Here is a 25,302-nt window from a genome sequence, read left to right as displayed (position 1 = left end):
GATTAACAGTGATCTGTTAGTTAAAGCCGCTATCTCGTTGGCAGCTAAGCTTTACGCTTGATAGGTACTGTCTATGGTCGCTAGCGCCTGTTTTCCTGCCCAGCTCTTTTCATTATACTGCCCCCCTATTTCTCACGAGCTATTTGTCCCGAGCCATCTCTATGAATTCTCACCAGCCTACATCGACGGATCGTCAAGTAAGACCTGCGAGTAAAACCTTCATCATAGGATTGCCACGTACCGGCACCACCAGCGTCAGTGTTGCCATGCTAGAGATGGGACTCAAGGTGGCGCATCAGGCATTTACCAAGCAGGCTGTCATGCTCGCCGACGCGGTTTCCGATGCCCCCTGTTTCAGCGATTATCGTCAGTTGCATCGTCTCTATCCTGACGCCAAATTTGTTTATCTGGATCGGCCACTAGATGCCTGGGTGCCTTCGATGCAGATGCTACTCGGCCGAATGCTGGTGCATTTGGATGAGAAACGAGGGCGTTTTCACCCGCTGCTCAAGCGCAGTTTTGGCCATACCTTTGGCATCTATCGAGTGGCGAATCCCATGGATGCCGAGCATTTAAAGACTTGTTATCTGGCGCATAAGCAGCAGGTATTTGATTATTTTCATCAAAGTCAGGCGATGACGCAGCAGTTTTTGAGCCTGCAGCTGGATCACCCCCAGAGTTTGTCGCAATTAGCTAACTTCATCGGTGTCGATCCCCTGGTTGTCAGCCATCAGCAAGCGTTTCCCCATCTTAATCGGGGCCGAAATGTGGCCAGCTGGGATGAATATAAGCACGAGCGAAAGATAAGCAGTAACCTGGCTGGGCCAGAAAATCGTAAGTATTTCAATTACAAAGTTTAATTTGTATCAGTGATTGTTTAACTAAGGTGGTTTTCGTTTCGGGTCTGCAGTGGGTTATTATTCTGGGTGAATAATTTACCGATAACTGTTGCCATGACGAATCCATTTCTACCAATCGATACCCTCTACACCGAGTTTAAAGCTGCCTATTCAGGGCATCATCTGGTGATCGAATCCGATACGGGCTCGGGTAAGTCTACCCGACTGCCTCTGTGGTGCGCCGAACCCGACGAGCAGGGGAGGCGTCCCCGAGTATTGGTGGTGGAACCTAGGCGGGTGGCATGTTTGGCACTGGCTGAATATGTGCAAGGCCTGACGGATTTAAGGGTCGGCTACGCCATCCGTTTCGATTGCACCATAACGACCGAAACCCAAATTGCCTTCGTCACGCCGGGCATCGCCCTGCGCTGGTTGTCTGGCGACATGGCCAGCCTTGGCGATTTTGATACCGTGATGATCGATGAGTTTCATGAGCGTCGTTGGGATACCGATTTGCTTCTTGCGCTGCTTAAGGCCAGAGGGCTCCATAGGCTGATCATCACCTCGGCTACCATAGCGGGTAGGGCGATTGCTGACTATCTATCTGATAACCATGATGTTAATGCCATCAGCCTGAGGGCTGAGGGAAAGAAGTTTCACGTGGAACTAAGCTACCTGGCAAGAGAGAGTCATCATCTGCCGGATATGCGTGGGTTAGAGCAGCGCCTGATCCCCGCGTTGCAGCAAGCCCTGGCGTCGACCCAGGGAGATATATTGGTCTTTTTGCCGGGCAAGGGGGAGATCTTATCTGCGATACAGGCCAGCCGGGCGCCACTCGCCGAAGTCGATGGACATATCACTCTGCTGCCGCTACATGGTGGCATAGATGCCCTGGAACAGGCCAAGGTGCTACAGACTGGCGAGCATCGCAGGGTGATCTTTGCCACCAATATTGCCGAGACCTCCCTGACCATTCCCGGTGTGACCGCGGTGATCGACTCAGGATTGGAGCGCCGCACGCATCAGCGCAATGGTCGTACCGTCTTGTCCCTGTCTCATATTTCCAAGGCCAGTAGCAATCAGCGTATGGGCAGGGCCGGGCGCGTTCAGGCGGGTATCTGTATCCGTCTCTGGGGACGGGCGGCGCCTTTGCTGGCGAACACTCCGCCTGAGCTAAGGCGGGAGGAGCTCGTCGAGCCCATGCTGGCGGCAGCCTGTGCCGGTGCCAACTTGGCGCAGCTGGATTTTGTCGATCCTCTGCCGGAGAGGTCACTGCAATTGGCGAAGGAGAGATTAATCGCCATGGGGGCATTGGATGCTGCGGGCCGTGCCACCTACCATGGGCGGCGTCTGTTTCCGCTTCCCATAGATACGCTATTTGCCCATTTGATTAGCGTCATGCCTGACGACAACTGCCTGGATTTGATGATAGACCTGGCCGCAGCCTTGGCCACGCCGGGGCGTCTCTATCGGCTGCCCAATGATGAATATGAGCGGCACAGGCTGTCGCAATGGGAGCCTTTTGGCTGCGATGCCTATTGCTTGATCAAGCTAGTTAGGAGTAATGAGCAAGCCGATGAGATCCCGCTTAAAGATATTAATCATCAGGCGATAGCCGAGGCCAGACACTTGGCCGGGCAGATCCGCGGGGCGCTGCGGCTCACTGCTCTTTCTAAGGCTGACCTTACTGACTCACTACTTAGGCGTAACTGGCTGCTTGCGGTGATGCGTGCCCAGCCCGAACTCGCCTATATCTGTCGGCTTAAGCGTCAACAGGCGCTCGGGAATGGCTTGAGTGAAGTGCTTATTGGCCGGGAGTCTCGTTTCGGCCCAACAGACAAGGACAAGTCGTCGCCAATGGCGGCCGTGGTGTTTGATCAACATGTGACCGCAGGTCGTGGCGTGAAACAGACTATCAATCTGGCACTCTGTATGGCGCCGATAACCTTAGATACCTTGTTGCAGGCTGGACTGGGTGAAGACAGTGTCGCCGAGCAGCTGAGCCCAGATGAGGTGCGTATCGAGCGACGCTATGCAGGCAGGGTGATAGAGACGCGCCGTGAGAAGATAAAGGCGCAAGAGGTTATCCCCTCCATCATCAAGAGTATTGTCGAGAATCTGTTGTTTCCCGGTCTTGGTGAGCGTCTAGCACAGGATATTGCGGCCTGGAACATCTGGCTCGAGCTTGGTGGTTATGAGGAGGCTAAGGCCTGTGGTATCGCCTTACCTGTACCCAAGCCCCAGACATTGGAGACATTTTTGGCGCAGCGGCTGTCGAGCCTAGGCATCGAAACACTAGCCGATCTTGAGCTTATTGAGGTAGGGGATCTTGAGTTTGCGGGGATCCCCGACTGGTTGCGGCAAGACTTCGATCTGGTTTACCCAATGCAGTTGACGCTGGCGGATCTTAAACTCAGTGTCAGTTATCAGATCAAGGGGAAGTGGGTGGTGTGTGAGTACCTGAGTGGGCAGCGAAAATCTGGCCCCAAACGTTGGGAATTGCCGCGCTGGCAGGGCTGGCGGGTCAAGTATAAGAAAGCCAGTCGGGTGGTAGAGGTCAACTAGCGGTTCGATCCTTAAAGATCTTATTCAAAATTCATGACATGCTTTTGAGTATAACTTTTTACTTTCGATCCCATTGCGGGATCGAAATTTAGCAGAGTGTAAAATAAGCAAGAACAAAAATTAAATATAATCAATAAATTAGCTTTAACTAGGAGTTATGCACCAATTTTGATCGCCAAGTGAATTACTTGTTGATATCTCTGTTGATTAATTCGATCGCCATCTTGGATGTTTATGCACCAAAATGAGGAAAGATCCCGCCGGGATCTTTCTCTGCTTGTTTAAATTATCTTCTCCGTATACCGCAAAAGCCGCTGCTTTCAGCTATCGGGCTTGGGCTTCATAAATGACTGTTTGAAAAACGCTCATCTATAGTGCAATAAGAGTGCAATAAGTATGCTTACTTGCCGATACAGAATGAGCCGAAGATCTTGCCAAGGAGATCGTCTGAGGTGAACTTTCCGGTGATTTCCGAGAGCGCTAGTTGACACATGCGAAGCTCTTCTGCCAGGAGTTCACCCGCTTGATAGACCTCTAACTGTTCCTGACCGAGTGCCAGATGACTGCTGGCGAGTTCTAACGCTTCAAGGTGGCGACGACGGGCCAGGAAGCCCCCTTCGAGATTGCTCTGATAGCCCATCAGGGACTTAAGGTGCGCCTTGAGCTCCTCCACGCCCGAACCTGTCTTGGCAGACAGGCGGAATACCTTATGGCCCTGCTCGTCGGTAGCATCGAGTGCCTCGCCTGTGAGGTCGGCTTTGTTACGCACCACAGTAACCCCTAAGTTTTTGGGTAGGCGGTCAATAAAATCTGGCCAGATATCATGGGGATCGACAGCGTCCGTGGTGGTGCCATCAACCATAAAGAGTACCTGATCTGCGGTGTCTATCTCGGCCCAGGCGCGTTCTATTCCTATCTGCTCTACCGTGTCTGTGGTATCGCGTAGGCCGGCCGTGTCTATGATGTGCAGCGGCATGCCGTCGAGATGGATATGTTCGCGCAGTACGTCGCGGGTGGTACCGGCAATTTCGGTGACAATGGCCGACTCTTTACCTGCGAGGGCATTGAGCAGGCTAGATTTGCCCGCGTTGGGACGACCGGCGATCACCACCTTCATCCCTTCGCGTATGATGGCGCCTTGCTTGGCGCTGGATTGCACAGAGTCGAGTTTAGTGATGATTCTGCTGAGCGAGCCGGCAATCTTGCCATCTGAGAGGAAGTCTACCTCCTCGTCGGGAAAGTCTATTGCGGCTTCCACATAGAGACGCAGGTTGGTGACCTGCTCCACCAGCTCGTGTACCTGAGTGGAGAACTCACCCTGTAGCGAGTGAAGGGCGCTCTTGGCCGCCTGTTCGCTGGTGGCATCGATAAGATCGGCAATCGCCTCGGCCTGAGTCAGATCCAGTTTATCGTTCAAGAAGGCTTGCTCGCTGAATTCGCCAGGCTTGGCGATGCGTACACCCTCGACATCCATGACGCGTCTGATCAGCATGTCGAGTACCACCTGGCCACCGTGGCCCTGCAGCTCGAGGACATCTTCGCCGGTGAAAGAGTTAGGGCCCTTGAAGTAGAGGGCGATGCCCTGGTCTATCACGGCACCATCGGCGTCTTTGAAGTCACAGTAGTCGGCATAACGAACCTTAGGCAGATGCCCTAGTACGGCCATGGCTACGTCGCTGGTCTTGTCGCCAGAGACCCTTATGATACCTACGCCGCCGCGGCCTGGTGCGGTTGCTTGTGCCACGATAGTATCTGTCGTCATTACTGTGTTTCCTGCGCTGATGGAGTGAAAGTTGTCTTCATTAAAAAGCAAAAAGCGGTCAATACAAAGTATCCGACCGCTTTCTCATTAGTTGGAGCTAGAGGTTATTTTAACCCTTTTTTCTCCAAACCGGCATAGATGATCTTCTGCTGGGTGATGGCTACCAAGTTACCGACCAACCAGTAAAGCACCAGACCCGCTGGGAACCAGAGGAAGAAGACGGTAAAGATCATCGGCATCCACTGCATCATCTTCTGTTGCATAGGATCCATGGTCGGTGCCATAGGCTGCATCTTCTGCATCGCGAACATAGAAGCACCCATCAATAGCGGCAGTACATAGTATGGATCTTGTACCGATAGGTCGGTGATCCATAGCATGAATGGCGCGTGACGCAGCTCGTAGCTTTCCAGCAGTACCCAGTAGAGTGCGATGAAGATAGGCATCTGCAGCAAGATAGGCAGACAGCCACCCATAGGGTTCACTTTCTCTTTCTTGTACAGTTCCATCATGGCCTGACCCATCTTCTGACGGTCATCGCCGAAGCGCTCTTTCATCTCCTGCAGCTTAGGTTGCAGGTTACGCATCTTGGCCATAGAGGTGTATTGCGCCTTAGTCAGCGGGTACAACATACCACGTACGGTCAGAGTGATTAGGATGATTGCTACACCCCAGTTACCCACGAAAGACTGATAGAACATCAATAACCAGTGGATTGGGATAGCCAGCCACCATAGGAAGCCGTAATCGACTACCAGGTTCAGGGATTCAGAAATGGCCGATAGGGCCTCTTGATCCTTAGGACCTACGTAGAATTGGGCACTGATAGTCTGCTCTGTACCCGGTGCGATATCATACACGGCACCACGGAAACCGATATTGGCCAGGCCGCCAGCGCTTACGCTAGAGAAGATGGTGTTTTGATCGTTGGCTGGTGGTACCCAGGCTGATACGAAGTAGTGTTGCAGCATTGCCGCCCAACCACCAAGCGTCTTCTTGTCCAGGTTCTTGTCAGCCATATCTTCGAAGCTGTACTTCTCGTAGCGAGTATCTGCCGTTGAGAAGGCGGCGCCACGATAAGTCGGCATCATCATGCTGCTTTCGCTCTTCTTGATGCTGTGCTTGATCTGGCCATACATCTGCACCTGAAGCTGCTCTGCTGAGGTGTTGTTGATGCGGTATTCTACGCCTACATCGAACTTGCCTCTGTGCAGGGTGAACACCTTGGTATAGGTCACGCCGTTGTCGGCAACATAGCTCAGTGGGATCTCCAAGATATCCTGGCCATCGGCTAGGCTGTAGGCTTGAGATTGGCTGGTAAAGTGAGCACGGCCCTTAGCGCTGCTATCGATACCGTTGCGGCCAATAAGACCACTCTGAGAGATGTAGTAGATATCTTTGGTTTGCTGTAGCAGGACGAAAGGTTCTTCCTTGTCTTGCTCTAGCTTATGACCCACCAGCGCAGAGTAGACGATATCGCCACCCACTGGGTTAATTTTCAGGGTCAGTTGGTCAGTTGTGACACTAATGAGTTCTTTAGAGGCGGCCACTGCTTCGGGAAGAGCAGCGTCGGCATCAGGAACGTCAGCACTGTGCGCATCTGTGACGGTTGAAGCTACAACTGAAGATTCAGTGGCAACCGGTTGCGGATTTTTGTCTGTTTGCCATTGCTGCCACAGCAAAAAGCTGACAAAAAGCAGACCGATGAGCAATATATTGCGTTGAGATTCCATAGCCTATTTATTACACCTGTTATTTTTTGGAGGGACGGGATCTTCTCCGCCCGGATGTAAAGGGTGACATTTTAATACGCGTTTCCCTGCAAACCAACTCCCTTTCACAAATCCGTGCAATCGAATCGCTTCGAGCGCGTAATTGGAACATGTGGGGTGAAAACGGCACTTTGGCCCCAGTATAGGGCTGATAAAGATTTGGTAGCCTCGGATCAGCTTAGTGGCTAGCCATTGTAACGGCGACTGAGCTTGCGCCATAACTTCTCTACCAGTTTGTGCAATGCTGCATTATCCATATCCAATACGCCGTTTCTGACGAGCACGACAATATCGAGTGGCGGTAATTCGTGTTGGTGCAAACGAAAATTATCGCGGATGATACGTTTAACTCGGTTGCGCTGATTGGCTCGCTTAACATAACGCTTTGCAACAGTTAATCCAATACGAGGATGCTGTAGCTCATTAGGGATGGCGAGTAAGGTTATTTCAGCTGAAGAAGCTTTGATGGGATTGGAGAATACAGATTTGAATTGCGCGGGAGTTAACAGACGTAACTCCCGCGTAAAGGTATAGCTGGTCACTTGCATTTCTACTTATTAAGCAGAAAGACGAGCGCGACCTTTTGCACGACGACGTGCGATAACCTTACGGCCACCAACAGTAGCCATACGAGCGCGGAAGCCGTGAGAACGCTTGCGCTTCAGGTTGCTAGGTTGAAAAGTACGTTTACTCATTATGGCAATCCGTCTTTGTTAGGTGAATAAACCTTATCCCTATAAAAGAGGTAAGGGCAAAAAAGAGGCCGAATTGTAATCACTTTAGTTAAGCCCGTCAACATGCAAAACCGTCAAGTGGGTAAAATCTGCCTCTAAATCTTCCTATCTTGTCATCCTTACACACTATCTAATGTGGATAACTCTGTGAATGGCCACTACATCTTGTGGATCTAGTGATCATTAGCCAGATCGAAGGTCGCCAATTATAGATCGATCTGGATCGCTTAATAAAGCTGAGTTTACTGCTTTGTCAGATTATTTTGATCGATAAGGATCGTTTTGGATCTGTGTAAATAAATAAAGATGATCTTACTGGGGATAAATCTATTTAAAGGATAGCGATCCTAGTGATCTCGCTATAGAATACACCTCTTTTGTATGATCTTTTGGGGATAAGTACGTGGCGGTTTCACTTTGGCAGCAATGTATCGGACGACTACAGGACGAGCTTTCCGCTCAGCAATTCAGCATGTGGATCAGACCGTTACAAGCCGAAATGGACGGGGAAACTCTAGTGCTCTATGCACCGAATCGATTCGTACTCGATTGGGTGAGAGACAAGTACCTTAATACCATCAATCAGTTCTTTACCGAACAGATGGGCAGTGACGCCCCTAAACTACGTTTCGACATTGGTAGCCGCCCGGTGAGCAAACCGGCAGCGCCGGCTGCCTTGACCAAGAGCCCAGTTGCGCCCGCGGCCAGCAAGTCCCCAAGCAAGCCGTCATTTAACAGTAACGAACCTGCGGTTACGGCCAATCATAGAAGTAACATCAACCCTACCTATCAGTTTGATAACTTCGTCGAGGGTAAGTCGAACCAGCTGGGTAAGGCGGCTGCCTTGCAGGTGTCAGAAAACCCGGGGGGGGCCTATAACCCTCTGTTCCTCTACGGTGGAACGGGTCTTGGTAAGACTCACCTATTGCACGCCGTGGGTAATGGCATCATCAAGAATAAGCCCGATGCCAAGGTGGTCTATATGCACTCAGAGCGTTTCGTGCAAGACATGGTGAAGGCACTGCAGAACAATGCGATCGAAGAGTTTAAGCGCTACTACCGTAGCGTCGATGCGCTGTTTATCGATGATATTCAATTCTTTGCCAACAAAGACAGATCCCAGGAAGAGTTCTTCCACACCTTCAACGCCTTGTTAGAAGGTAATCATCAGGTGATCCTGACCTCAGATCGTTATCCTAAGGAGATCGATGGGGTGGAAGATCGTCTCAAGTCTCGCTTCGGCTGGGGTCTGACGGTAGCCATCGAGCCGCCTGAGTTAGAAACCCGTGTGGCGATCCTGATGCGTAAGGCGCAGGAGAGTGGCATTAACCTGCCTGACGAGGTGGCTTTCTTTATCGCCAAGCGTCTGAGATCAAACGTACGTGAGCTGGAAGGCGCGCTGAATAGGGTGATTGCCAACGCTAACTTTACCGGACGTCCGATCACTATCGATTTTGTGCGTGAAGCCCTAAGAGATCTCTTGGCTCTGCAGGAAAAATTGGTCACTATAGATAACATTCAGAAAACCGTAGCTGAATACTATAAGATCAAGATGGCCGACATGCTGTCGAAGCGTCGCTCACGCAGCGTCGCCAGACCGAGACAGATGGCGATGGCATTGTCGAAAGAATTAACTAACCAGAGTCTGCCTGAGATTGGCGATGCCTTTGGTGGCCGTGATCATACGACAGTGCTACACGCCTGTCGCAAAATTGCCCAGCTACGTGAAGAAAGTCATGACATTAAAGAAGATTATGCTAACTTAATCCGTACGCTATCTTCATAAACTCTGGGAAATTGAAACTGATGAAATTTTCAATTGATAGGGATGCCCTATTAAAGCCGCTTCAACTCGTGAGTGGGGCGGTGGAGAGACGACATAATTTACCAATTCTGGCAAACCTTTTAGTTGAAGTAAGTGGTCACTCACTTAAGTTGACCGGTACCGATTTAGAGGTCGAGTTAGTCGGCCAGGCACAGCTGCAAGGCGAGGTCCAAGAGGGCCGTACCACAGTACCGGCGAAGAAATTTCTCGATATCGTCAAGTCACTTCCCGATCAAGTCGAATTAAAAATTGAGCAGCAGGACAATCGCCTCTTGCTACGTTCGGGTCGCAGCCGCTTTACCCTGGCGACCCTACCGGCAGAAGAGTATCCCAATGTGGATGCCTTCCAGGCCGACATCGAATTTACCCTCAAGCAGGGCACCCTCAAGTCCCTCATCGATGCCACTCAGTTTTCCATGGCTAACCAGGATGTACGTTACTACCTGAATGGTTTGCTGCTTGAAACCGAAGGCAATGTGCTGCGCGCCATCGCGACGGACGGTCACCGTCTGGCCCTGAGCCATCGCATGGTAGAAGATTCTCTGCCCGAGAAGCAGGTGATCGTGCCGCGTAAAGGCGTGTTGGAGCTCCAGCGCCTGTTCGAGGGTGAAGATCTCGATGTCACCCTGGCTATCGGTGAGAATGCTATTCGTGCGACGACTCAGAGCGCCGTGTTTACCAGTAAGCTGGTGGATGGTCGCTTCCCGGATTATCGCCGCGTGCTGCCTAAGGGCGGTGACAAGATAGTTATCGCCAGCCGTAATCAGCTCAAGCAGGCGCTGTTGCGCGCCTCGATCCTCTCCAACGAGAAGTTCCGTGGTGTGCGCGTTCAGTTAGAACAGAATCTGATTAAGATCACCGCGAATAACCCAGAGCAGGAAGAAGCGGAAGAGATTCTCGATATCGAATATGACAACGCGCCCCTGGAGATCGGCTTTAACGTCAGTTATCTGCTGGACGTGCTCAACAACCTGCCATCGGATGATGTGCGTATCACGCTGATCGATGGTAACTCCAGTGCCCTGATCGAAAATCACGTCGAAGAAGATTCCATGTACGTCGTGATGCCGATGCGACTCTAGTCTTAAGCTGTGCACGCCCACAAGGGCGTGCCTCTTCTTAGATGGCCCCTGCGCCATTGTCATGAGTATTAGATGAGTTTATCTCGCCTTCATATCGATTCCTTTCGTAATATCGCCAGTGCCCAGTTGCAGCTCGGTGACGGCCTGAATCTAATCTATGGCCAGAACGGCAGCGGTAAGACGAGTATTCTCGAGGCGATCTTCTTTCTGGGGATGGGGCGCTCCTTTCGCAGTCACCTGTCCCAGCGGGTGATTCAGAACGATCAGGACAAGCTCACCCTATTTGCCCATCTGGAACAGGGCGAGCAGGAGACCAAGATAGGGCTGAGGCGTTATCGCTCAGGGGAAACCGAAGTCAAGATGAACGGCGATAAGGTGAAACGTCTGTCCACCTTAGCCGAAACTTTGCCCATTCAGGTGATCACTCCCGAGAGTTTTTCGCTGCTTTTTGAGGGGCCAAAATCCCGTCGTCAGTTTATCGACTGGGGAGCCTTTCATACCGACAAAGGCTTCTACACCGCTTGGGCTAATGTAAGACGAATTTTAAAGCATAGAAATCAGATGCTTAAAAGCGAAACCCCTTATCAACAAATTCAGTTTTGGGATAAGGAATTGGTGCGCTATGCCGAAATCGTGACTGAGATACGAAAGCGATATGTAGGCTCGTTAAATGAACGACTTAAGGGTATAATCGAAGAGTTTTTACCTCAGGTTGATGTTAAGGTTTCCTTTACCCGAGGCTGGGATAGTAAAACTGATTATCAGACTCTGTTGCAGGCACAATATCCCAGAGATGTAGCGGCGGGACACACGGCCAGTGGTCCTCATAAGGCCGACCTCAGATTAAGGGTCGGGACTTTGCCGGTACAGGATGCCCTATCCCGAGGGCAATTGAAGTTGCTCGTATGCGCACTGCGTATTGCACAGGGAAAGTTGCTCAAACAACAAATAGATAAAAACAGTATTTATCTGGTGGATGATCTGCCATCGGAATTGGATGCTAGGCACAGGCAACTCTTGCTGCAGCAGCTAAGCGATACGGGCGCACAAGTCTTTGTCACCGCCATCGAGCCTGCGGCAATAATGGATTCGTTAAACACGCCACCCGTTAAGGTGTTCCATGTGGAACAAGGGCGTGTAACGGTAATTGAATAACCGACGAGAGAATAATATGTCAGAGAATAGTTACGATTCTTCGAGTATTAAGGTACTAAAAGGCCTTGATGCGGTACGGAAGAGACCTGGGATGTATATTGGTGACACCGACGACGGTACGGGTCTGCATCACATGGTGTTCGAAGTGGTCGATAACTCTATCGATGAGGCGTTAGCGGGCCACTGTAATGACGTGATCATTACTATCCATGCCGACGGTTCGGTATCGGTAAAGGATGACGGACGTGGTATTCCGGTTGCTATCCACCCTGAAGAGGGGGTTTCGGCGGCTCAGGTTATTATGACGGTACTGCACGCCGGCGGTAAGTTCGACGATAACTCTTATAAAGTATCTGGTGGTCTGCACGGCGTGGGTGTTTCCGTGGTTAACGCCCTGTCTGAGAAGCTTAAGCTGACCATTCGCCGTGACGGCAAGCTGTATGAACAGTTCTACACCATGGGTGAGCCCGATGCTCCTATCGCCGAGATAGGCGAGGCTACCAACACAGGTACAGAGATCCGTTTTTGGCCAAGCGCCGAGACTTTCTCGGACACACAATTCCACTTCGATATCCTGGCTAAGCGTGTTCGCGAGCTGTCATTCCTAAACTCGGGCGTAGGTATTCGCCTGATCGACGAGCGCGACAACAAGGATGAGTTCTTCAAGTATGAGGGCGGTATCAGTGCCTTCGTCGATTACCTCAACCTGAACAAGACCCCGGTCAACAAAGAGATCTTCCACTTCGTGCAGGAGCGCGAAGACGGCATCACAGTTGAAGTAGCGATGCAGTGGAACGATGGCTTCCAGGAAAACATCTTCTGTTTCACCAACAACATTCCTCAGCGTGATGGTGGTACTCACCTTGCCGGTTTCCGTAGTGCCCTGACCCGTAACCTCAACAGTTACATGGACAAGGAAGGCTTTAATAAGAAAGGCAAGACCTCTGCCACAGGTGATGATGCTCGTGAAGGTCTGACCGCCGTTATCTCGGTGAAGGTACCGGATCCTAAGTTCAGCTCTCAGACCAAAGACAAGCTGGTATCGAGCGAAGTGAAGTCGGCTGTTGAGCAGACCATGGGTGAGAAGTTGGGTGACTACCTGCTGGAGAACCCGAACGAGGCTAAGCTGATTGTCGGCAAGATCATCGATGCGGCCCGCGCCCGTGAAGCGGCGCGTAAGGCCCGTGAGATGACCCGTCGTAAGGGCGCATTAGATTTAGGTGGTCTGCCAGGTAAACTAGCGGATTGCCAAGAGAAAGACCCTGCGCTTTCTGAAATTTACATAGTGGAGGGTGACTCTGCGGGTGGTAGTGCCAAGCAGGGTCGTAACCGTAAGAACCAGGCGATTCTGCCGCTTAAGGGTAAGATCCTTAACGTGGAGAAGGCCCGTTTCGACAAGATGCTCTCTTCACAGGAAGTGGCAACCCTGATCACTGCGTTAGGTTGTGGTATTGGCCGTGACGAATATGACCCTGATAAGACGCGTTATCACAACATCGTCATCATGACCGATGCTGACGTCGACGGCTCGCACATTCGTACCTTGCTGTTGACCTTCTTCTTCCGTCAAATGCCTGAGCTTATTGAGCGTGGCTATGTGTTTATTGCTCAGCCACCACTGTACAAGGTGAAGAAGGGTAAGCAGGAGCAGTACCTGAAAGATGATCCGGCACTGACCGAATACCTGACCAACCTGGCCCTGGACGGCGGTGAGATCCATCCGTCTCAAGACGCACCGGCCATGTCTGGCGCGCCACTCGAGAAGTTGGTTTATCAATACCGCGAAGTGGAAGCGATTTTCGATCGCCTAGAGCAACGTTTCCCTATCATGTTGACCGAGCGCATGCTGTATCAGCCTGGCTTGACCAGCGATACCCTGGCCGACGAAGCTAAGGTGAAGCAGTGGTGTGACAACTATGTGGCGGCCCTGACCGAGGCGGAATCCGGTGGCTTTATCTTTAGCGCCGAGCCTTTCCTCGACCCTGAGCGTCAGGTCTATCTGCCTAAGGTGACGGTACGTAAGCATGGTATCGATACCCACTACCTGTTCTCTTACGACTTCCTGCAGTCGAGCGATTACCAGCGCATGACGGCACTGGCCGAAGCACTGGAAGGTCTGATCGAAGAGGGTGGTTATGTGAAGCGTGGCGAGCGAGTGAAAGAAGTTTCTTCGTTCGTTGAAGCCTTAGATTGGCTGATGAACGACTCTAAGCGTGGCCTCTACATCCAGCGCTACAAGGGATTGGGTGAGATGAACCCTGAGCAGCTGTGGGAAACCACCATGGACCCTGAGTCGCGTCGCATGCTGAAGGTGACCATCGAAGATGCCATCGCCGCCGATCAACTGTTTACCTGCTTGATGGGTGATCAGGTTGAGCCGCGTCGTGACTTCATCGAGTCTAACGCCCTCAACGTGGCCAACCTGGACGTATAACAGGTTGCGAATGTGAAAAGCCCCGGTCTTCCGGGGCTTTTTTGTATGTGTACGACGCAAAGCTATCTCAGTGCTTCACGCTTACCACAGGCTTTTGGTTATCGTTCCAGGCTTGCCCTAATCGCCCTGGCAAACTCTAGTGCCTCTGGATTGTCGCCGTGAAGGCAGAGGCTGGTGGCTCGGCAGCTAACGACTTCACCGCTTAATGTCTTCACTCGTTGCTGCTTTACAATAGATTCGACCTGGGCAAGTACCCCTTGTGTGTCTTTGATGAGGGCCCCAGGCTGTGCGCGGGAGGCCAGTGTTCCATCGGCCAGGTAGCCGCGATCGGCGAAGGCCTCTTCTATCACCTCAAGGCCTGCGCGCCTCGCCTGACCCACCAAGGGGCTGCCTGCCAGTATCATCAGCTTCAAATTAGGATTAATCGCCTCGATGGCTCGAATGAGAATACCGCCCAGGACTGGATCCTGGGCCGCGTCGTTGTAAAGGGCACCGTGAGGCTTCACGTGGTGGAGTTTGACGCCCAGCTCGTTGCATACGGCTCCTAAGGCGTTAATCTGTTGTATTAGTGAGTCAAAAAGCTGTTCGGCATCCATGTCGAGAGACAGTCGTCCGAAGTTGGCCCTGTCGGGGTAGCTGGGGTGAGCGCCAACCTTCACATGATGTGCCTTGGCACGTTTAACGGTCGCCAGCATGCTCTGGTGATCGCCGGCGTGACCGCCGCAGGCGACATTGGCCGAGGTGACTAGGGCTAACAGCGCCTCATCTTGAGTACCCCCCTCGCCGAGGTCGGCGTTGAGGTCGATTTTTAGTGGCTTAACTTCCATCCATAGCCCTCGCTAGGCGGTAGAAATAGTGTTGCCATTCAAGGTTAGCATCTTCCACCTGGTTGGGGCTCACATGCTGAAAGCGGATCGCCTGAGGCGTTCTGGCCTGGGCCAGTTTCCATCTGTCGGCCTCGATAACCACCGCAATTCTTGGGTAGCCACCGCTGGTCTGCGCATCGGCCTGCAAGACGATAGGTTGACCGCCGGGTGGCACCTGGACAACACCCGGCAGCACGGCGTGGGAGCGCAGACTCAGCTGTTTGGCCGAGTCGAGTGATTCGCCGGTTAGCCTGGCGCCCATGCGATCGTTTTGGGGCGAGACGGTCCAGGCATAGTGCCAGAAGGCCTTACGATCCTGGTCGCTAAACAGACTCATCTCCGGGCCGGGCAGGGCCCGCAAGATACCGTCGTTGGCCCTGTGCACTGCGCCGACGGGGCGGCTGAAACTAGCCTTGGCTTCTAGCTTTATACTGAGGCTGTCACCGGATGCCAGCCGGCCTCCTCTATGGCCACCGAACTGTCCGGCCAGGAAGGTGCCGCTGCCGCCAAGTACCTCGGGCACTACCACGCCGCCTAAGATGGCCAGGTAACCCCACACGCCTTGTCTCGGTCCCCTCAGCGTCAGGCGTTCCCCTGGATTAATCCGTCCTCGCCAGCCATGCCACAGGGGACGATCATCTATCTTGGCCTCAAAGGTGGCGCCGCAAAGGGCGACCCAGCTTGGGGCCTCGAAGGTCAATTCATAGCTGCCGCTGGCGAGTTCGATGGCGGGGGTATTGTCCTCGTTGCCCAGCAGGCGGTTGGCGAGGATGAGCGAGTACCTGTCCATGGCGCCACCGCTCGGCACGCCGAGATGCCCCTGTCCCTGCCTGCCGAGATCTTGAATGCTGGCTAGGCCGTTTACGCTATCTAGCCGTATCATAGGCAGATCTCCACGGCCGTAAATCTTACTCTGTCACCAGGCTTGAGCAGGTTGGGATGCTCTCTCTTGGGGTCGAACAGCACTTCCTTTGTTTGACCTATGATCTGCCAGCCACCAGGGCTGGCCAGGGGGTAGATCCCCGTCTGCTCGCCGCCTATCCCCACAGAGCCTGCGGGAACCTCTAGTCTTGGGGTTGCCAGCCTGGGTGTGTGTAGCGTCTCGGGTAGGCCGTCGAGGTAGGCAAACCCAGGCTGAAAGCCGACGAAAAACACCCGGTAACAGGCCTGGCTGTGAAGCTTGATCAGCTCTTCCGGGCTCAGGCTATGGTATTTGGCGACAGTATGCAGATCCGGCCCCGCCTCACCGCCGTAGCTTACAGGGATCTCTATGGTGCGGCTGTCGAGCTCCTCAGTTGGCGCGCTGTGCCAAAGGGCGTCGAGTTTCGCCTGCAGGGCTTTTAAGTGTCTGCTCTCCCTGACGACTACCGTCAGGTTGTTCATGCCAGGAATTGCCTCTTCGACGCTCGGTAAATGGCGCAATTGTTCGGCAATCCAGCAGAGCTTGGATTGCAGCGCCCAAGAGAGTGCGGCTTGGGGGGCGGGATCGAGAACCAGGGCGCGTTCGCCCAAGGGGTAGATACTTGTCTGCAAAGTGGGCATTAACCTGTGACTGACACTAATCATCTGAGTCTACCCAGCTTGAGGCGCAATAGCCATTAATCCCATGTCCGGACATAAAAAAACGCACCCCTAGGGATGCGTTTTTTGTTTAACGAGCAGCGACTTACTGCAGCAGCGAGATATCTGCCGCGTGCAGGAATTGGGCTCTGAGCTTAGCCAGCAGCGCCAGACGGTTCTGCTTGAGGGCTTCGTCGTCGGCCATCACCATCACGTCTTCGAAGAAGGTGTCTACGCTCTCACGCAGGCTGGCTAACAAAGCCAGTGCCTGTTGGTAGTCGGCGTTGGCAAACAGTGGCTCCAGCTGTGGCTGCAGCTCGTTGAGCTTGCTGGCCAGTGCCTGTTCGGCGCTCTCTTGTAGCAGAGTCGCGTTAACTTCGCTGGCGATCTCACCCTCGACCTTGGCCAGGATGTTAGACACACGCTTGTTGGCTGCAGCCAGTGCAGAGGCCTGTTCCAGGCTTCTGAAGTGGGTAACGGCCTTGATGCGACTGTCAAAATCGGCAGGTGAAGTTGGGCGACGTGCCAATACCGCCAGGATCACATCGACGCTGATGCCTTGATCTTGGTACCAGGCGCGGAAGCGACCCATGAGGAATTCGAGCACCTGCTCGGCGGTGTCGGCATTGCTCAGGTTGGCACCATGGAGTGCCTGAGCTTTGGCAATCAGGTCAACCAGATCCAGCGGTAAGTTGTTTTCGACACAGATACGCAGGATACCGATTGCCGCGCGGCGCAGGGCGAAAGGATCCGCTGCGCCTTTTGGCGCCTGACCTATACCGAAGATACCCACTAAGGTATCGAGTTTCTCAGCCAGTGCGACCGAGATTGAGATAGCTTGAGTCGGCACTGTGTCGCCAGAGAACTTAGGCTTGTACTGTTCTTCCAGGGCTAGGGCTACCGCCTCGGTTTCACCGTCCAGGCGAGCGTAGTGCATGCCCATGGTGCCTTGCAGATCGGTAAACTCCATCACCATGTTGGTCATGAGATCTGACTTAGAGAGTAGACCCGCACGGCCTGCCTGCTCGCTGTCGGCGCCAATGCCTTGGGCGATGAAGGCGGCGAGGGCAGAGATGCGCTCGACTCTGTCTTTGATGGTACCAAGCTGCTGCTGGAATACTACGGTTTCCAGGCTGGCGAGACGAGATTCCAGGCTATGCTTCTTGTCGGTATTGAAGAAGAATTCAGCGTCGGCAAGACGTGGGCGAACCACTTTTTCGTTGCCCGCGATGATCTGCGCCGGATCCTTAGATTCGATGTTGGCCACGAAGATGAAGTGCGGTAGCAGGGTGCCTGACTTGTCGAATACCGGGAAGTACTTCTGATCGCCTTTCATGGTGTAGACCAGGGCTTCTGCCGGCACATCGAGGAACTTCTCTTCGAAGTTTGCGGTAAGCACGACTGGCCATTCGACCAAAGAGGTTACCTCTTCCAGTAGATCTTCATCTATCTCGGCGGTGCCATCAATGGTATCGGCAGCGGCCTGAGCATCGGCCTTGATCACGGCCATACGCGCCTGATAGTCGGCCATCACCTTGCCCTGGGTTTCCAGCGCGGTGAGATAGTTGTCTGCATGATCCAGTTCCAGAGTGTCGACACCCATGAAGCGATGGCCACGGATGGTGCGCGCCGATTCGATACCCAGTAGCTCACCCGGGATCAGCTCATTGCCCATCAGCATGGTCACTGTGTGTACCGGACGGATAAATTGTGTCTTGTTGCTGCCCCAACGCATAGGCTTAGGAATAGGCAGCTTGTCCAGGGCGCGCTGAGCCATCTCGGCAACCAGTGACTTAGTCTCTACACCGACAACCTTGGCCTTGTGTAGCAACCACTCGCCCTTATCTGTGGTGAGGCGTTCGGCCTGGTCGACCGTGATGCCGTTACCACGGGCCCAGCCCATGGCGGCTTTCGTTGGGTTACCCTCGGCGTCGAAAGCCTGGGCGATGGCAGGGCCACGCTTTTCAACCACCTTGTCGGCCTGGGCCGTAACCAGGGCGTTGACCTTAAGAGCCAGACGACGCGGCGCCGCGTACCAGGTAGCAGATTCATAGCTAAGTTCGGCCTTCTGCAGCTCTTCTTCGAAGTTAGCCAGGAAAGATTCGGCTAGGGTGCGCAGTGATTTTGGCGGTAACTCTTCTGTGCCTACTTCAATGAGTAAGTTTTCAAATTTCATTTTAATATACCTCTACTTACACATTGGGAAGCCGAGTGCTTCGCGGGCTTGGTAATAGGACTCAGCCACTGACTTGGCCATGGTGCGCACACGCAGGATATAGCGCTGACGCTCGGTGACCGAAATAGCATGACGGGCATCGAGTAGGTTGAAGGCGTGGGAGGCTTTCATCACCTGCTCATAGGCAGGCAAGGGCAGTGGCGTCTCGAGTGCTAGCAGCTCGTTACAGGCTTTCTCGCAGTCGTCAAACTGCTTGAACAGTACTTCAACGTTGGCGTGTTCGAAGTTGTAGGTCGATTGCTCAACCTCGTTTTGATGGAACACGTCGCCATACATGATCTTACCCATAGGGCCGTCGGTCCATACCAGATCATAGACGCTGTCGACTTCCTGGATATACATGGCCAGACGCTCTAGACCATAGGTGATCTCACCGGTTACAGGGCTACACTCCAGGCCACCAACCTGCTGGAAGTAGGTAAACTGAGACACTTCCATGCCGTTGAGCCAGACTTCCCAGCCCAGACCCCAGGCGCCCAGAGTAGGTGACTCCCAGTTGTCTTCCACGAAGCGAACGTCATGGATATTCATGTCGACGCCTAAGGCTTCGAGAGAACCCAGGTAGAGTTCCTGAATATTGCTTGGTGACGGCTTAAGTACCACCTGGAATTGGTAGTAGTGCTGCAGACGGTTAGGGTTTTCACCGTAACGACCATCGGTAGGACGACGACAAGGCTGAACATAGGCGCTACTCATCGGCTCTGGGCCAAGAGAACGCAAGAAGGTCATAGGGTGGAAAGTGCCCGCGCCTACTTCCATGTCCAGCGGTTGAACGATGGCGCAACCTTGCTGCGCCCAGTATTCCTGCAGGGTTAAGATGAAACCCTGGAATGTTTTTACGTCATGTTTCGTCGTCATGTCTACTACTGTCGGCTTGTGATAGAAAATGGTTTCGATTATACCTTGTTGAAAAAGGCTTATGTAGGTTATTTTTTACCTTAACGGCGGAAAAATAGGAAAAAACACCATGGATGTTAAGCGTTGTGGCTGGGTCGGCGAAGATCCGCTATATCAGGCGTATCATGACGAGGTTTGGGGGCGTCCCGTGTATGACGCTAAGGAACTGTTTGCCAAGCTCTGTCTGGACGGGCAGCAGGCAGGACTCTCCTGGATCACCATACTCAAGAAGCAGCAAAATTATGAGGCTGCCTTTGCGGATTTTGACCCTTACGTTATTGCTAAGTTTGATGAGCAAAAGGTAGAGGAATTACTACAAAATCCCGGCATTATTCGTAATCGGCTTAAGGTCAATTCCATTATCAAGAATGCCAAGGGATACATCGCCTTCGTGGAGCAGGGTAACGATTTCTCCGAGTTTCTCTGGAGTTTCGTCGACGGCCAGCCCAAGCTGAATCATTTTCAACGGCTGGATCAGCTGCCGGCACAGACCCCCGAGTCGGAAGCCATGTCAAAGGCATTGAAAAAGCTGGGGTTTAATTTTGTCGGCCCGACTATCTGCTATGCCTTCATGCAGGCGGTAGGCATGGTCAACGACCACACCGCCGACTGTTTCTGTTACCAAGATAAATCTAACTAAGGTGCCTAGTAACCTTTAAAGCGCATGGTGGAAGGGTCATCTGTCTGTAGGTAGATGGCCTGAAACTGTGTCTCACCCGTGTCGAGTTGGGTCTGCTTGATAAATGCGTAGTTTTTATCAAATTCACTCAATTTATCAATGCTTTGTTGGCTGATAGTGTCTGTTGTAAGGCTTAGGACGCAGATTCTGTCTCCGCAGGCATATTTTTCACTGTATATGGTCTCCGGCAAACGGGTGAGTCTGTCCGCCAGAGCCGTCTGGCGCTGTTGGCTGGTGGCATCATAGTTGTCGAGGGACTCGATGAGATCGACATAGGCTTCCAGGTCTTTATCAAATAGCTTTTTTATCTGCTCACCATCAACAACCCCCTGCGCGTCAATGATTTGCGCCACCAGCAGCTTGGCCGAGGTCTGTTTGTCGTCCTCTACCTCATTCGATTCGGGTGTATCTGTATCGATCTTATTGCCGCTGTCGGTGTCACTCATAAGGCTTACTGTTTCTACCTTGCTGCTTGTTTGGGGCTGGGTCGGAGACTGACGTTGAGCACTCCTGTCTTGGTCAGTCTGGACGATGGGGATCTTTGGCTCACCTCTTGGCTGAGCATGATCTGCCTCTAGCATCAAATAGGCGATGGCCGAGGCGGATAATAATATGAGTAGGGGGAGTTTTAGGGATTTCATTTCCAGCATCCTTTTGGTTGTGCTCTTCCAGATTGAGCTTTGGTCGATTAGCTTAGGCTAATTTGCTGGCGAGTGTAAGTGCAAGATATAAAAAAGGGTGTTCCACGTGAAACACCCTTTTTGCTTTTTAGGTCATTTTGATCTGTTTTTAAATTTTTCTGAAATTAAAATTTGTGGCTTATCTCTGCCAGATTTTAAAATTGAAAACGTTTAAATTTCGAAGAAAAACGGCTTACGTTTGCTTTTGTCACCATTGAGTTGATTCATCGACTCGGCATCGAATAGCTTACCGTTGACCATGGTGTAACTCACCTTGTCTGTTACTCGGATATCTTCTAGCGGATTGCCATCGATAACGATCAGGTCGGCCAGCTTGCCCGTCTTGATCGAACCGAGTTGATGATCCATGCCGAAGGTTTCCGCCGGATTGATGGTGGCCGTCTTTAACACCTCCATGTTATCCATACCGCCTTGGGCAAACATCCACATCTCCCAGTGTGCGGCTAAACCTTCTCGCTGGCCATGGGCACCTATGTTTGGCTTCACGCCAAGGTCGTTGAGTTCGTTTGCGACTCTGGCGACATTGAAGTGGTTATAGTGTCCGTCCGGTGCGGTAGGGCGACGCATGGAGCGCGCCTCTAGCAGATCGCTCGGCACATACTTAGACAGGCGAGGGTGAGACCAGACATCAGTCTTATCGTACCAATAGTTTTCACCCGAGATACCACCATAGGCCACCACTAGGGTTGGCGTATAGTGAACCTCTGTCTGGCTCCAGAACTGTTTGATATCGCTGTAGATGGCGGCCGCCGGCAGAGAATGCTCTACCGTGGTATGGCCGTCGGCGATCATGGTGAGGTTATGCTGCAGCAGGCTGCCGCCTTCTGGTACCACCATCATCTCAAGTTCTCTCGCGGCCGCTATCACCTGCTGACGCTGATTGCGCCTTGGCTGGTTATAGCTCTTCACGCTGAAGGCGCCAACCTTCTTGAGGCGCTCCAGATGGAACTTGGCGTCGTCTACCGAGTCGATGTGAGAGGTATAGCCGGGTAAGTTCGCCCCATAGAGAATGGTGCCCGTTGAGAAGATTCTCGGCCCGACGATATTACCCGCCTTCTGCTGCTCGGAGGCGGCGAAGATCTCAGTCGTGTCGTTAGAGGGGTCGTGAATGCTGGTCACACCCAGTGCCAGGTTGGCATACAGCTCCCAGTTCTGCTGAGGAATGATCTCATTCTCTCCTTGAGCGCCATGGGCGTGGGCATCGAACAGGCCGGGCATGATGCTCTTACCCTTGATGTCGATAACCTGGGCGCCATTAGGCACCTGAGTGTTGGCGTCGCCGACGGCGATGATCTTGTTATTCTCGACGATCACCACGCCGTTTTCGATCACCTTGTCCTCTTCCATGGTGATCACTCGACCGCCGACGAAGGCTATGGTTCCACGTGGAACATCAGCCTTCTTCTCGAAGCCAATCTGAGTGATCTTCGGTTCGATAGCCGGTGCTTTCTCGTCGGCCTGATAGTCGGCGTCGACATCCATCTGGTACAACTCCGGGCCAAGTGTCCAGTAGAGTTGCGAGCTGTCGCCGTTCCAACTGATGCTTTCACCGGCGCGAACGCTGAGCTGAGTGACAGGTAGGTTATCGGCCTTAGGACCTATCTCTATGGTCTCGCCATGCTTGGCAAATGGGGTGACCCATACCTTGAAACGCTCGGCAAAGGCTAGCTGCTCGCCGTCTGGAGAGACCCTGAATTCGGTGGCATGCTTGCTGGTGTAGTGCACTCGCTTCTGGAAACCATGTAGGTTGATCGAGGCTAGCTGAGGTGTCTCTCCATGATCCATGAAGAAGACGCGATCACTGTCGGCACCAAACTGGGGTTGAAAGCCATCGGGTGTGATCTTGCGGCTCTCTTTGCTCTTGATGTCGACAACATAGAGGCCGGGTTCCTGTGACCAGGTGCGCGGCGTGATATAACCGCCCTTAATCTTACGGTAAACCACCAGATCGCCATCGGGAGAGAAGGTGGGTTCAACATACTTGCCTGGCTCTTGGGTCAGTGTCTTGCTGCGACCGCCGCGAGCATTGATGATGCGGACGCTGCCTTGCTTGTCATCGTCCCAGGTGGTGAAGACTATCTTCTTTCCGTCACGAGACCACTGAGGGTAGAGCTCTCTTACCTCATCGTCTAAATTAGTCAGGCGGCTGACCTTGCCTTCAGGAAGACGCTTGATCCACAGCTTACCCAGTGCCTCGTAAACCACCTTATCACCGTCCGGTGATACTTGTGCCATGCGCAGCATCTTCACGTCGAAGCTGTCTTGATCGATATTCTGCTTGAAGCGCACCGAGGGTTGCACCGCGAGCTCCGTTTTCACCTTGAAGGGGATCTCTTTCACCGACTTGCTCTCAACGTCGAGGCGGTTGATCTTACCACCAGCCCAGAAGACCAGTTCTTCATTATCTGCCGTCCAGCTCATGCTTGGATAGACGCCGTGGATGGCCCAGGTTTCCTGCATGTCGCGGTCGAGCTTGTCATAAAGCTTGGTCTGTTTGCCCGACTTAAGATCCAACAAATAAAGCGTCGATTGGAAACCATCGCGCTTGATGTAGGCGAGTTTAGTGCCGTCTGGGCTAGGGGTTGGGCGAATCGCGCCGCCGGTACCTTCGATCAGTACCTCTATGTCGCCGGTCTGGGTGTCATAGCGCTTGATCTTGTAGATGCCTTTGACCGAATCCTTGGAGTAATGGAAGGTCTTACCCGGGGTGGCATCCTGACTGAAATAGACATAGCGACCATCCGGTGAGTAAGCTGGCTCGCCCAGGTCTTTCTGTTCGTTCGGGCGTTCGGTTAACTTAACCCCTGTACCGCCGGCAACATGATAGAGCCAGACTTCGCCGGCCCCCAGGCTGCGACTACCGGTAAAGTGTTTACGGCCGATGAGGTATTGAGAATCCGGGCTCCATGCTGGGCTGTTGAGCAGGCGAAAGGTTTCCTTGGTGACTGGGCGAGGATCTGTGCCATCGGCATTCATCACCCAAATATTGTCGCCGCCATCTTCATCCGAGGTGAAGGCGATGTGCTTACCGTCGGGACTATAGACGGGTTGCATCTGCCAGGCGATGCCTTGAGCCAGTGGCTTGGCTTCGCCGCCTTCGATAGGCATCTGATAGATGTCACCCAGCAGGTCGAACACTATATGTTTGCCGTCTGGGCTGACACTGACGTTCATCCAAGTGCCTTCGGTAACGTCTATCTTAACCTGTTCCAGTGGGGCCTTGGTCGGAGCATTCACCTGCCAGGCTGAGTCGGCATCTTTGTCTGCCGCCCAGCTGGGCAGGGAAAGGCTGAGGGCGATCGCCGCGCAGAGGGGCGTTAATTTTTGTTTTAGCATAGGAGTTCCCAGTTTCATTATTATCCTTGGTTGGGCGCCTTAGAGTGGCTACATAGAGAGTGTTGTATACAATCAGCCCTAGTTATCGCATAAATTCAATAACAGTAAAACCTAATTTCTGTGACATTTGGTGAATGGTGAGCATAGCCTGGGTGGCTTAAGTTGGGCTTAAATCCGGTTTAAGTTTGGCGGGCTCGAGAGGCATAGTGAATGTTGATACGACAGGGGCGTTTTGGCCTGAGTCGAAGCCTAAGTCGCAATCTATGTAGAAGCTTAAGTTAACCTGGGAGGGTAGATAGCTTGGCAGCCTGGGTGGCTGCCAGAGGGGGGCGTTTAATCCGAGCTATTCGGCTAGCTCTACGCTATCGCCGATACTGATCTCGGCATCGTTAAGCACCCTGCAGGTGACTCCGCCGCGCCAGTCGGGACGCAGGGCTGCCTCGAGTCCTGCATAAGCCATTTCCATCTTCTTGCAGGGATCGGTTTCGCCGGTGATCTCCAGTTCGAGCGAGCCGATTCGAATGATCTTGCCTAGGTCTTGCTTGCTGAAGCTGATGCCGTCTATGAGTAAGTTGGCTCTACGTGTTGTCCAGGGGAGTTCGGTATCGAGTGTCTGACAGGCATCTTGCCATTGCTGCGCCGACAGTAGGGTGACCTGACGTTTACCTGGCTTTCCAAATACATCTTGTGCGACCCCAGTGCTGGTGGTGACGAGTGCCGCCGAGGTTTCCAGCATGGATCCACCTTTGACTACCTTGTAGCTAATGCCTTGTAAACTTGCCATTTCTATCAATCCTTTTGAATGCCGAATCTCAGTGTAAACCGTGACTCGAACCGCTGGCAAGGGGAATCGGCACAG

Annotated in this window: 20 protein-coding genes; 7 read left to right on the top strand and 13 right to left on the bottom strand. The window is 52.8% G+C overall.

Going from position 1 to position 25,302, the window contains the following annotated elements; translation table 11 throughout:
• The first annotated feature begins 161 nt into the window (after positions 1–161).
• Together L2731_RS13665 and L2731_RS13660 are read left to right on the top strand one after the other, a co-directional pair.
• Positions 162–860 carry a sulfotransferase gene (locus L2731_RS13665; RefSeq protein ID WP_249253657.1) on the top strand — a complete coding sequence of 233 codons (699 nt, stop codon included), beginning with the start codon at positions 162–164 and terminating at the stop codon, positions 858–860.
• Between the two features lie 93 nt (positions 861–953).
• Positions 954–3,404 (top strand): helicase-related protein, encoded by a 2,451-nt coding sequence (locus tag L2731_RS13660; RefSeq protein ID WP_249253655.1) that lies wholly within the window; start codon positions 954–956, stop codon positions 3,402–3,404.
• A gap of 400 nt (positions 3,405–3,804) precedes the next feature.
• Here L2731_RS13660 and mnmE read toward each other — a convergent pair whose 3' ends face one another.
• From mnmE to rpmH, 5 genes are all read right to left on the bottom strand, one after another.
• Complete coding sequence (mnmE, locus tag L2731_RS13655) at positions 3,805–5,166, bottom strand: tRNA uridine-5-carboxymethylaminomethyl(34) synthesis GTPase MnmE (RefSeq protein ID WP_249253653.1); 1,362 nt, start codon at positions 5,164–5,166, stop codon at positions 3,805–3,807.
• 104 nt (positions 5,167–5,270) lie between these two features.
• Positions 5,271–6,899, bottom strand: a complete 1,629-nt coding sequence (gene yidC / locus L2731_RS13650) for a membrane protein insertase YidC (protein ID WP_249253651.1) — start codon at positions 6,897–6,899, stop codon at positions 5,271–5,273.
• Positions 6,900–6,902: 3 nt separating this feature from the next.
• Positions 6,903–7,157 (bottom strand): membrane protein insertion efficiency factor YidD, encoded by a 255-nt coding sequence (gene yidD, locus L2731_RS13645; protein WP_011867657.1) that lies wholly within the window; start codon positions 7,155–7,157, stop codon positions 6,903–6,905.
• On the bottom strand, positions 7,124–7,480 hold the full coding sequence (gene rnpA, locus L2731_RS13640) for a ribonuclease P protein component (RefSeq protein WP_152619114.1): 357 nt from the start codon (positions 7,478–7,480) through the stop codon (positions 7,124–7,126). Before rnpA ends, yidD begins: the two co-directional genes overlap by 34 nt.
• Positions 7,481–7,495: 15 nt before the next feature.
• Complete coding sequence (gene rpmH, locus L2731_RS13635; RefSeq protein ID WP_011867659.1) at positions 7,496–7,633, bottom strand: 50S ribosomal protein L34; 138 nt, start codon at positions 7,631–7,633, stop codon at positions 7,496–7,498.
• 442 nt (positions 7,634–8,075) lie between these two features.
• Between rpmH and dnaA the strand changes: the two genes are divergently transcribed.
• The 4 genes from dnaA (at position 8,076) to gyrB (ending at position 14,168) form a co-directional block, all read left to right on the top strand.
• Positions 8,076–9,458 carry a chromosomal replication initiator protein DnaA gene (gene dnaA / locus L2731_RS13630; RefSeq protein ID WP_249253649.1) on the top strand — a complete coding sequence of 461 codons (1,383 nt, stop codon included), beginning with the start codon at positions 8,076–8,078 and terminating at the stop codon, positions 9,456–9,458.
• Between the two features lie 20 nt (positions 9,459–9,478).
• A complete protein-coding gene (dnaN, locus tag L2731_RS13625; RefSeq protein WP_239853839.1) occupies positions 9,479–10,579 on the top strand; it encodes a DNA polymerase III subunit beta in 1,101 nt (366 codons plus the stop codon).
• Positions 10,580–10,651: 72 nt separating this feature from the next.
• Positions 10,652–11,734: a DNA replication/repair protein RecF gene (gene recF, locus L2731_RS13620; RefSeq protein ID WP_249253647.1), complete on the top strand. Its 1,083-nt coding sequence runs from the start codon at positions 10,652–10,654 to the stop codon at positions 11,732–11,734.
• Between the two features lie 16 nt (positions 11,735–11,750).
• Positions 11,751–14,168: a DNA topoisomerase (ATP-hydrolyzing) subunit B gene (gene gyrB / locus L2731_RS13615; RefSeq protein ID WP_239853841.1), complete on the top strand. Its 2,418-nt coding sequence runs from the start codon at positions 11,751–11,753 to the stop codon at positions 14,166–14,168.
• 98 nt (positions 14,169–14,266) lie between these two features.
• Here gyrB and pxpA read toward each other — a convergent pair whose 3' ends face one another.
• The 5 genes from pxpA to glyQ form a co-directional block, all read right to left on the bottom strand.
• Positions 14,267–14,995 carry a 5-oxoprolinase subunit PxpA gene (gene pxpA, locus L2731_RS13610; protein ID WP_239853843.1) on the bottom strand — a complete coding sequence of 243 codons (729 nt, stop codon included), beginning with the start codon at positions 14,993–14,995 and terminating at the stop codon, positions 14,267–14,269.
• On the bottom strand, positions 14,985–15,917 hold the full coding sequence (locus tag L2731_RS13605) for a 5-oxoprolinase subunit C family protein (RefSeq protein ID WP_249253645.1): 933 nt from the start codon (positions 15,915–15,917) through the stop codon (positions 14,985–14,987). The genes pxpA and L2731_RS13605 overlap by 11 nt, the downstream gene beginning before the upstream one ends.
• Positions 15,914–16,576 (bottom strand): 5-oxoprolinase subunit PxpB, encoded by a 663-nt coding sequence (gene pxpB, locus L2731_RS13600; RefSeq protein WP_249253705.1) that lies wholly within the window; start codon positions 16,574–16,576, stop codon positions 15,914–15,916. Before pxpB ends, L2731_RS13605 begins: the two co-directional genes overlap by 4 nt.
• A 124-nt stretch (positions 16,577–16,700) precedes the next feature.
• Complete coding sequence (gene glyS, locus L2731_RS13595) at positions 16,701–18,770, bottom strand: glycine--tRNA ligase subunit beta (protein ID WP_249253643.1); 2,070 nt, start codon at positions 18,768–18,770, stop codon at positions 16,701–16,703.
• A gap of 12 nt (positions 18,771–18,782) precedes the next feature.
• Positions 18,783–19,688, bottom strand: a complete 906-nt coding sequence (gene glyQ, locus L2731_RS13590; protein WP_011863820.1) for a glycine--tRNA ligase subunit alpha — start codon at positions 19,686–19,688, stop codon at positions 18,783–18,785.
• 109 nt (positions 19,689–19,797) lie between these two features.
• Between glyQ and L2731_RS13585 the strand changes: the two genes are divergently transcribed.
• Positions 19,798–20,367: a DNA-3-methyladenine glycosylase I gene (locus L2731_RS13585; RefSeq protein WP_249253641.1), complete on the top strand. Its 570-nt coding sequence runs from the start codon at positions 19,798–19,800 to the stop codon at positions 20,365–20,367.
• A gap of 5 nt (positions 20,368–20,372) precedes the next feature.
• On the opposite strand, the gene L2731_RS13580 is transcribed toward L2731_RS13585, so the two are convergent.
• The 3 genes from L2731_RS13580 to L2731_RS13570 form a co-directional block, all read right to left on the bottom strand.
• Positions 20,373–21,047: a hypothetical protein gene (locus L2731_RS13580; RefSeq protein ID WP_249253639.1), complete on the bottom strand. Its 675-nt coding sequence runs from the start codon at positions 21,045–21,047 to the stop codon at positions 20,373–20,375.
• Positions 21,048–21,257: 210 nt separating this feature from the next.
• The gene (locus L2731_RS13575) at positions 21,258–24,443 is read right to left on the bottom strand and encodes an amidohydrolase family protein (RefSeq protein ID WP_249253703.1); all 3,186 of its coding nucleotides are present in this window, start codon (positions 24,441–24,443) and stop codon (positions 21,258–21,260) included.
• Positions 24,444–24,786: 343 nt separating this feature from the next.
• Entirely contained in the window at positions 24,787–25,227 is a 441-nt protein-coding gene (locus L2731_RS13570; protein ID WP_239853853.1) for an MOSC domain-containing protein, read from the bottom strand.
• Positions 25,228–25,302 lie beyond the last annotated feature (75 nt).

The sequence above is a fragment of the Shewanella aquimarina genome, assembly GCF_023349185.1.
Lineage (GTDB): Bacteria > Pseudomonadota > Gammaproteobacteria > Enterobacterales > Shewanellaceae > Shewanella > Shewanella aquimarina.
Note: the sequence above shows the minus strand (reverse complement) of the source record. Positions and strands in the feature narration are given on the sequence as shown.

Excerpts from the sequence above, each read along its gene's own strand:
- L2731_RS13665 (WP_249253657.1), top strand. The coding sequence starts at position 162 with ATGAATTCTCACCAGCCTACATCGACGGATCGTCAAGTAAGACCTGCG.
- L2731_RS13660 (WP_249253655.1), top strand. The coding sequence starts at position 954 with ATGACGAATCCATTTCTACCAATCGATACCCTCTACACCGAGTTTAAA.
- mnmE (WP_249253653.1), bottom strand. The coding sequence starts at position 5,166 with ATGACGACAGATACTATCGTGGCACAAGCAACCGCACCAGGCCGCGGC.
- yidC (WP_249253651.1), bottom strand. The coding sequence starts at position 6,899 with ATGGAATCTCAACGCAATATATTGCTCATCGGTCTGCTTTTTGTCAGC.
- yidD (WP_011867657.1), bottom strand. The coding sequence starts at position 7,157 with ATGGCGCAAGCTCAGTCGCCGTTACAATGGCTAGCCACTAAGCTGATC.
- rpmH (WP_011867659.1), bottom strand. The coding sequence starts at position 7,633 with ATGAGTAAACGTACTTTTCAACCTAGCAACCTGAAGCGCAAGCGTTCT.
- dnaN (WP_239853839.1), top strand. The coding sequence starts at position 9,479 with ATGAAATTTTCAATTGATAGGGATGCCCTATTAAAGCCGCTTCAACTC.
- recF (WP_249253647.1), top strand. The coding sequence starts at position 10,652 with ATGAGTTTATCTCGCCTTCATATCGATTCCTTTCGTAATATCGCCAGT.
- gyrB (WP_239853841.1), top strand. The coding sequence starts at position 11,751 with ATGTCAGAGAATAGTTACGATTCTTCGAGTATTAAGGTACTAAAAGGC.
- pxpA (WP_239853843.1), bottom strand. The coding sequence starts at position 14,995 with ATGGAAGTTAAGCCACTAAAAATCGACCTCAACGCCGACCTCGGCGAG.
- L2731_RS13605 (WP_249253645.1), bottom strand. The coding sequence starts at position 15,917 with ATGATACGGCTAGATAGCGTAAACGGCCTAGCCAGCATTCAAGATCTC.
- pxpB (WP_249253705.1), bottom strand. The coding sequence starts at position 16,576 with ATGCCCACTTTGCAGACAAGTATCTACCCCTTGGGCGAACGCGCCCTG.
- glyS (WP_249253643.1), bottom strand. The coding sequence starts at position 18,770 with ATGAAATTTGAAAACTTACTCATTGAAGTAGGCACAGAAGAGTTACCG.
- glyQ (WP_011863820.1), bottom strand. The coding sequence starts at position 19,688 with ATGACGACGAAACATGACGTAAAAACATTCCAGGGTTTCATCTTAACC.
- L2731_RS13585 (WP_249253641.1), top strand. The coding sequence starts at position 19,798 with ATGGATGTTAAGCGTTGTGGCTGGGTCGGCGAAGATCCGCTATATCAG.
- L2731_RS13580 (WP_249253639.1), bottom strand. The coding sequence starts at position 21,047 with ATGAAATCCCTAAAACTCCCCCTACTCATATTATTATCCGCCTCGGCC.
- L2731_RS13575 (WP_249253703.1), bottom strand. The coding sequence starts at position 24,443 with ATGCTAAAACAAAAATTAACGCCCCTCTGCGCGGCGATCGCCCTCAGC.
- L2731_RS13570 (WP_239853853.1), bottom strand. The coding sequence starts at position 25,227 with ATGGCAAGTTTACAAGGCATTAGCTACAAGGTAGTCAAAGGTGGATCC.